Source organism: Bacteroidota bacterium (assembly GCA_039111535.1).
Classification (GTDB): Bacteria; Bacteroidota; Rhodothermia; order Rhodothermales; family JAHQVL01; genus JBCCIM01.
Window position 1 is genome coordinate 21,374 of the sequence record JBCCIM010000072.1, and the last position, 6,000, is coordinate 27,373.

Annotated in this window: 8 protein-coding genes; 1 reads left to right on the forward strand and 7 read right to left on the reverse strand. The window is 50.9% G+C overall.

Translation table 11 applies throughout. The features are described from left to right. Positions 1-16 precede the first annotated feature (16 nt). The 5 genes from AAF564_12660 to AAF564_12680 all read right to left on the reverse strand — a co-directional run bounded on the left by AAF564_12660 (position 17) and on the right by AAF564_12680 (position 2,664). On the reverse strand, positions 17-718 hold the full coding sequence (locus AAF564_12660; GenBank protein ID MEM8486395.1) for a M14 family murein peptide amidase A: 702 nt from the start codon (positions 716-718) through the stop codon (positions 17-19). Positions 719-794: 76 nt separating this feature from the next. After that, positions 795-1,538, reverse strand: coding sequence for a DUF4159 domain-containing protein (locus AAF564_12665; GenBank protein ID MEM8486396.1), 744 nt, complete (start codon positions 1,536-1,538; stop codon positions 795-797). Between the two features lie 32 nt (positions 1,539-1,570). After that, positions 1,571-1,921, reverse strand: coding sequence for a translation initiation factor Sui1 (locus tag AAF564_12670; GenBank protein MEM8486397.1), 351 nt, complete (start codon positions 1,919-1,921; stop codon positions 1,571-1,573). 75 nt (positions 1,922-1,996) lie between these two features. Continuing rightward, a complete protein-coding gene (locus tag AAF564_12675) occupies positions 1,997-2,308 on the reverse strand; it encodes a hypothetical protein (GenBank protein MEM8486398.1) in 312 nt (103 codons plus the stop codon). Between the two features lie 62 nt (positions 2,309-2,370). Beyond that, positions 2,371-2,664, reverse strand: a complete 294-nt coding sequence (locus AAF564_12680) for a hypothetical protein (GenBank protein ID MEM8486399.1) — start codon at positions 2,662-2,664, stop codon at positions 2,371-2,373. Between the two features lie 113 nt (positions 2,665-2,777). Between AAF564_12680 and AAF564_12685 the strand changes: the two genes are divergently transcribed. After that, positions 2,778-4,010, forward strand: a complete 1,233-nt coding sequence (locus tag AAF564_12685) for a Y-family DNA polymerase (GenBank protein ID MEM8486400.1) — start codon at positions 2,778-2,780, stop codon at positions 4,008-4,010. On the opposite strand, the gene AAF564_12690 is transcribed toward AAF564_12685, so the two are convergent. Both AAF564_12690 and AAF564_12695 read right to left on the reverse strand, forming a co-directional pair. Next, positions 3,994-4,971, reverse strand: a complete 978-nt coding sequence (locus AAF564_12690) for a nitrilase family protein (protein MEM8486401.1) — start codon at positions 4,969-4,971, stop codon at positions 3,994-3,996. The two genes, AAF564_12685 and AAF564_12690, sit on opposite strands and share 17 nt — an antisense overlap. Before the next feature lie 89 nt (positions 4,972-5,060). Then, positions 5,061-5,924: a DMT family transporter gene (locus AAF564_12695; GenBank protein ID MEM8486402.1), complete on the reverse strand. Its 864-nt coding sequence runs from the start codon at positions 5,922-5,924 to the stop codon at positions 5,061-5,063. Positions 5,925-6,000 lie beyond the last annotated feature (76 nt).

Sequence of the window (6,000 nt, forward strand, 5' to 3'; positions counted from 1 at the left end):
ACTCAGCATTCGGCACTCAAAACTTCATCGCTGACAATAACGCATTTCTGTTCGGCACCCACATGGGTTCAAAGGGGCCGGCTGGCAGTTCAAGCGTTATGGTTGGGATTTGGTTTTCTACGCCGGCGTAATTGCCAAAGGAGCCGGGTGTCGGATAACCGATATCACCGCTAACGGGGTAACCGGTATACGCTGCCATTTTTTCTGCCAATGCTTTGGCCGGACCATCGTAGTTCACAACCTCGAGTGGGGCATGGATGGAAATGATACGCTGGGGTTTGTATTGGTCAAGCAGTGCCATCATCAGGCGCGTCTCCGGCTCTGATGCCGGCGCAGTGCCTGGGCTATACCGAGGCCCGCGTGATGATTCAGCTGTCCAGTTTTCAGTCGGGAAATTACGGTTAATGTCCACATCATTGGCATTGAGACGTTGCTGGTTTACCAGGCCATCCGGACTCAGCACCGGGATAGCCACCACCCGTACGTCATCCAATTGCACCTGGTTCTCGTGGAGGTATTCGGCAAAGCGCAAGGCCAACTCGACACCACGTATTTCATCACCATGAAACCCGCCGATGATCATCACCGTGCGTTCTCCTTGTCCAAACGTCTTCACGTAAATATCGCGTCCCTGTACGGATTGCCCTGCTGTTTCCCAGGCAATCGGGCTTTCGATTACCGATTGGTATAGGCCGGCGCCTTCATGTAAGTTTTGCACGGTTCTAACTTGCTTGGCACAGCCGCCCAACAATATGACAAACACCACAACCCCAACTGAGGCACTGCAAATATCGCTAATGTGAAAGTGCATACATGATAAAATTTATCGCCATTTGAAAACTGACAGTCGAAGCTTCACCCAGGTTACGCCCCGGCCATTCCCATCCATCTCCGATATCCTGATTGTAACAAATCACAACGACCATCCGCCCTCGCTTGTCATACATGGCATAATAAACGTCGTCATCAATGGCCCAGTTGCCCCGTTTTGTGCTCACGGCCGCAAGGGGATCTACATCGTAGAAAATAGACCAGATGGGGTGCTCCTGCGGCAATTCTTCGGGCTCCTGGTCGGGCAATACCTTTTTGATGTTCGTGTAGAAATTATCCCACTGTGGCCCAGTCATGCCGCGGCCGAAGTCGTGAAAATCGTCGACTATCAGAAAGCCGCCGCGTTCAAGGTAAAGCCGAAGGTTTTCCGCCTCTTCGTCGTCCAGATACCAGTAGCCGGGTTCTGTTATGTAGAGTACCGGGTACTGAAAGATGTTATCATCTTCGAGCGTGAGGACAATAGGTTCACCGCCGAGTGGGATTCGGGTTGTACGGTCGATTGCCTGGTGGAGGTTAAAATCGGCTGCCGGCCAATCTGTTGCCCATGCATTGCTGCGCCATCGCCCCCATCTGCTGCCCTCTCCGCCTGTGTTGCTCTCATACTTTACCCGAACGAAGCGAAAGCTTTCACCAGCAACAATGGGTGGTGCCTGCGCGCCAGCATGGGCAATCGGAATGAAGCATATAAACAAAAGAAGCAATCGCATGAGGGTCCGGATTTATGAACCGAAGGCACCCATTACCCACCAGAACGCTTCACGGTATATCCCTGCCCTTCGAAAAACTTGACGAGTTTGTCCCGGTGTTCTCCCTGAATTTCTATGGCGCCGTCTTTTACTGTACCCCCGCTACCACAAAGTTGTTTGCATTTTTTTGCAACATCTTTCATTTCATTTGGCGAAAGCGGCAATCCGGTGATGATGGTCACACCTTTTCCCTTTCGCCCCTTCGTTTGCCGGCCTACGCGAACTACACCATCCGTTTTGGCGCGTTTGGCATTTTGCTTGTCGCGGCAGACACAGGCTGTCTTCGGACGATCACATTTGGGGCACATACGGCCGTGGGCCGTGGAATAGACGAGGTTGCTCACAATTCAAACAATCGGTGTTACAAGGTCCATCTCTTACCAGAACAACCTGTACAGGTTGCGCAGTAACAAGCCGGCTTAGCGCATGTCGCTGTAGTACTGGCTCAGGCCGAGCAATATTAACACAGGAAAAGCAAGATGCATGACAGACCAGAATCCGCCGACCATCAGGGCAACCTGTACCAGCGCAAACTTTACGGCATACAGCACAACCCCCCACTTCTTCATATTCCAAACGCCCTGAATGGCCTTGATTTGAATACCCGACATGAGTAGCATCCAGGCCCGATACCCAAAAGTCAGGTCATCAGCCCAGAAGGCAAAAACCAAATTTGCTACAGCACCAAAAATGCCAAACAAACAAATAAGTGAAATCAATTGGGGACGCATAAACCGTTTCGCTTGGGATACTTACAACCATAATCTACAAAAAATCGGCCAAAACGTCACCTTTACCGAATAAAGTTGAGTACGCGCGTTACAACCCCTTCAACGGACAAATTGCTGTCTTTGGGAAAATCTTCGAAGCGACGAACCACCATATCCTCACCCTCCACCACAATGACCAGGTCATCTTTATGGGGTGTCAGGCTTTTGTCGACTACCAGGACGGCGTTCTTTTTCACAAATTGCAGGTCTTCTCCTCCATACCGAAATAAAAAAACAGCAGGGTTACTGATATCACACAACGTGTCCAGCGAAAGCGGCGCCTCTTTCCAATCACGGGCCGGCGATGGAAAACTCATAGACTGAAATTGGTTTTAGAAATGAGAAACATATTGCACACATATACATATGTATACATAGAAGACGCTTTGCAACAATCGCCAAACATCAGGTCATCCAAAAAGCACAATCCATAGCCCTTGTTGATGTCAACAATTTCTACGTATCTGCAGAGCGGGTATTTGATCCACGGCTGCGGGGACGGCCGGTTATTGTCCTTTCAAACAACGACGGATGCGTGATCTCAAGGTCTAACGAAGCAAAAGCGCTTGGTATCCCGATGGCTGCACCGCTTTTCAAATGGAGGGACCTGATACAGCAGCACAACGTGCACGTTCGCTCATCGAATTACGAATTGTATGGCGACATGAGCGACCGCGTGTACCGCGTGCTCAAGCAGTTCTCACCTGATGTAGAGAAGTACTCAATCGACGAGGCATTTGTGCACCTGCCTTCTTTCGTTGATCCTGCGGCCATCCGCACGGCGATGCTTAAGCAATTGGGCCTGCCCGTATCTGTTGGTATTGGCCCGACAAAAACACTGTCCAAAGCCGCAAACTACATTGCTAAAAAAGACGCGCGCCGGCAAGGAGTTTACGCACCAGATGATACCGAATGGGATAACGTATTGGCACACATCCCCATAAAACAGGTATGGGGCATTGGATACCGTTGGGCGCGGCGCATGACACAGCTCAACATCAAAACGGCCCGTGATCTACGAGACAAAGAGCCCACCCTCATCAAGAAAAAGTTTAACGTAGTGGCTGAACGCATTGTGCGCGAACTGTGTGGCACCCAATGCATTGAGCTCGATGACATTGCGCAAGACAGAAAGAATGCAGCCTGCACGCGCTCCTTCGGGCAGCCACTTACGGATCTTGCAGACATCCGCAAAGCCATTGCCTTTTTTTGTAGCACACTGGGTACCCGCATCAGAGATGATGGACAGTTGACCACGCATGTTTCTGTTTTCCTGTCGACCGGCCGCTTTAGCAAAGGTGAACGGCTTCATCGGACCCATTCCGCGCTCCTCCCCGAGCCAACAGATAACACACAGCTCCTGGCCCAATATGCCTATGCTTCGCTGGACACGTTGTTCAGACCCGGATTACGGTATAAACAAGCCGGTGTCTTTCTGTCCGGACTCATCGACAACAATGCCCAACAATTTGATCTATTTGTCAACCGCAATCATGAACGCGAAACGTCCCTCATGCAGGCCCTCGACGCCATTAACTACCGCTATGGGCGCGGGAAAGTAAAAATAGCTGCTGAAGGCACAGACCCTTCCTGGGTGATGAAGCAAGCCTGGTTATCCGACAAATACACAACCCGTTGGAACGAGCTCAAGACCGTGATGTAGCCTCTTCTGAGAAACGCGCTTCGCGGGCCCCGAATTCTGAACCTTTCGCCTGCGTGATTTCATCGTACAGCGCCGGCCGCCGGCCACGCATCCAGCGTCGACCAGAGCACAGCGGCAACAACGTCAGATCCAGATCAGCAACAACCATGGCATCTGCCGCTTTCCAGGTCTCTGCCACCGTGCGCCCGTAGCAATCCAGCACCATCGCATTGCCCGTTCGGACTTCATCATCATCCAATCCAACTCCGTTGCTAAACAGGATAAACATGCCGTTGTCGTGTGCACGCGATGGCAACCACCGCATGAGCCACCCCCTGCCCTTGTCACCCCGAAAAGCAGCTTCAATAGCCTCAGGATCCCGCTTGCGATTCTCCCACAACGCCGGCTCAACAACACCCATGGCATGCGGACTCCTCGATGCCGTGCCCCCCGTCTGGTGCGGTGCCATGAGGATGTCTGCCCCGCGCAAAGCAGTAATACGCGCGTTTTCGATGATGTTGTTATCATAACAAATCAACACGCCAACACGCACACCCAGCGGCGTATCAAAGACGGTGTATTCATTTCCGCTACTGATGTGGGAATTGATGAAACAATGGAGCTTGCGGTGTTTTTCGAGCCGGCCATCGGGCATCGCAACCACGTAGGTATTGTAAAAGGCACCGTCGTCATCTTCTTCAACAATACCAGCGCCGATGACCATGTCGTATTGACGCGCCCAGTCCAGCAACTGTACACACGTGTCCCCACCCGGAGCCGGCTCTGCAAGCGCTGCCACGCCGGCCTGGTCAAGGTTTCGTACATGCCAGTAGCCACTGACGCACATTTCGGGAAACGCGATCAAGCGAACATGAGCTTTTGCAGCTTCACTACAGAAATGGCTGATGCGCGACAAGTTGTAAGATTTGTCACCCGGCCGGTGCTGGAACTGAACGGTAGCTGCGCGTATCGACGCGGGTATCTCGCTGTTTTGCAATGCACTCATGGATCTGTTTAGTAGGATTTACACTGCCCAAAAATTTACGCCTTTAAATTAGGGTTAGCTCTGGTTCAAGCTGCTGCTTTTTTTACAAATCTTTGTTTTACGATCAGATTGGATAACATACTAATAACAATCAGCAGTATGCCGGTCAAGCTCAGCAAACTATACACTTCACCAAACCAGATGAGTCCTATGATGAGCGAATAAATCACTTCCATATATTTTACAGGCGTAACCCGGCTTGCTAATTCGAGTTGGAGTGCTTTTGTCATGTAGACCTGGCCAAAATAGCCGAGCACCCCAACAACAATCAGGTAGGTAAAATCACGCGCTGCCGGCATTTCCCAGAATGGAATCATACCGATGCCTGTTACCACAGTAGACAACACCATGAAGTAATTGATGATCACCATAGGATGCTCAGCCTTGCCAATTTTTCGTATCAATACATACACCAGTCCACCAAACACGGCCCCGATCAGTCCGAGCATCAGGTTGAACGAATCGATGCGGGCATCAAACCCTCGCAAGAGCAATACGCCGGCAAAAGCGCCCGCAATAAAGAGCCACTGTATGGGCCTGATACGCTCTTTAAGCACCGGATATGCAAACACGGCTGCAAAGACGGGCGACAAGTATTTCAGTGAAACGGAAGCCCCCAGCGGCATGCGCTGTATCGTATAAAAAAACAGCGTCATCGATATCACCCCCACAACAGCCCGTAACACCAGCAAGGGACGTTGCTTGCCCAGCATCGGAATACCGTGTGCTTTGAGATAGGCAATACACATGGCGGCCGTAACGATTGAGCGGAAAAACACGATTTCAAGGACGTGCAAATCCTCGACGCGTTTTACAAAAGCCTGCATGACTGCAAAGATCAATGCAGCCAAGAGCATCATGCGTACACCGGGCGTAAATACGTTGGGCAATTAGGTTGAAGGTTTAAGGTTTTTGAGGCTTTAGTTGAAGGAATGTATACTTCTATATTCAAAATTCCTTGTTCGG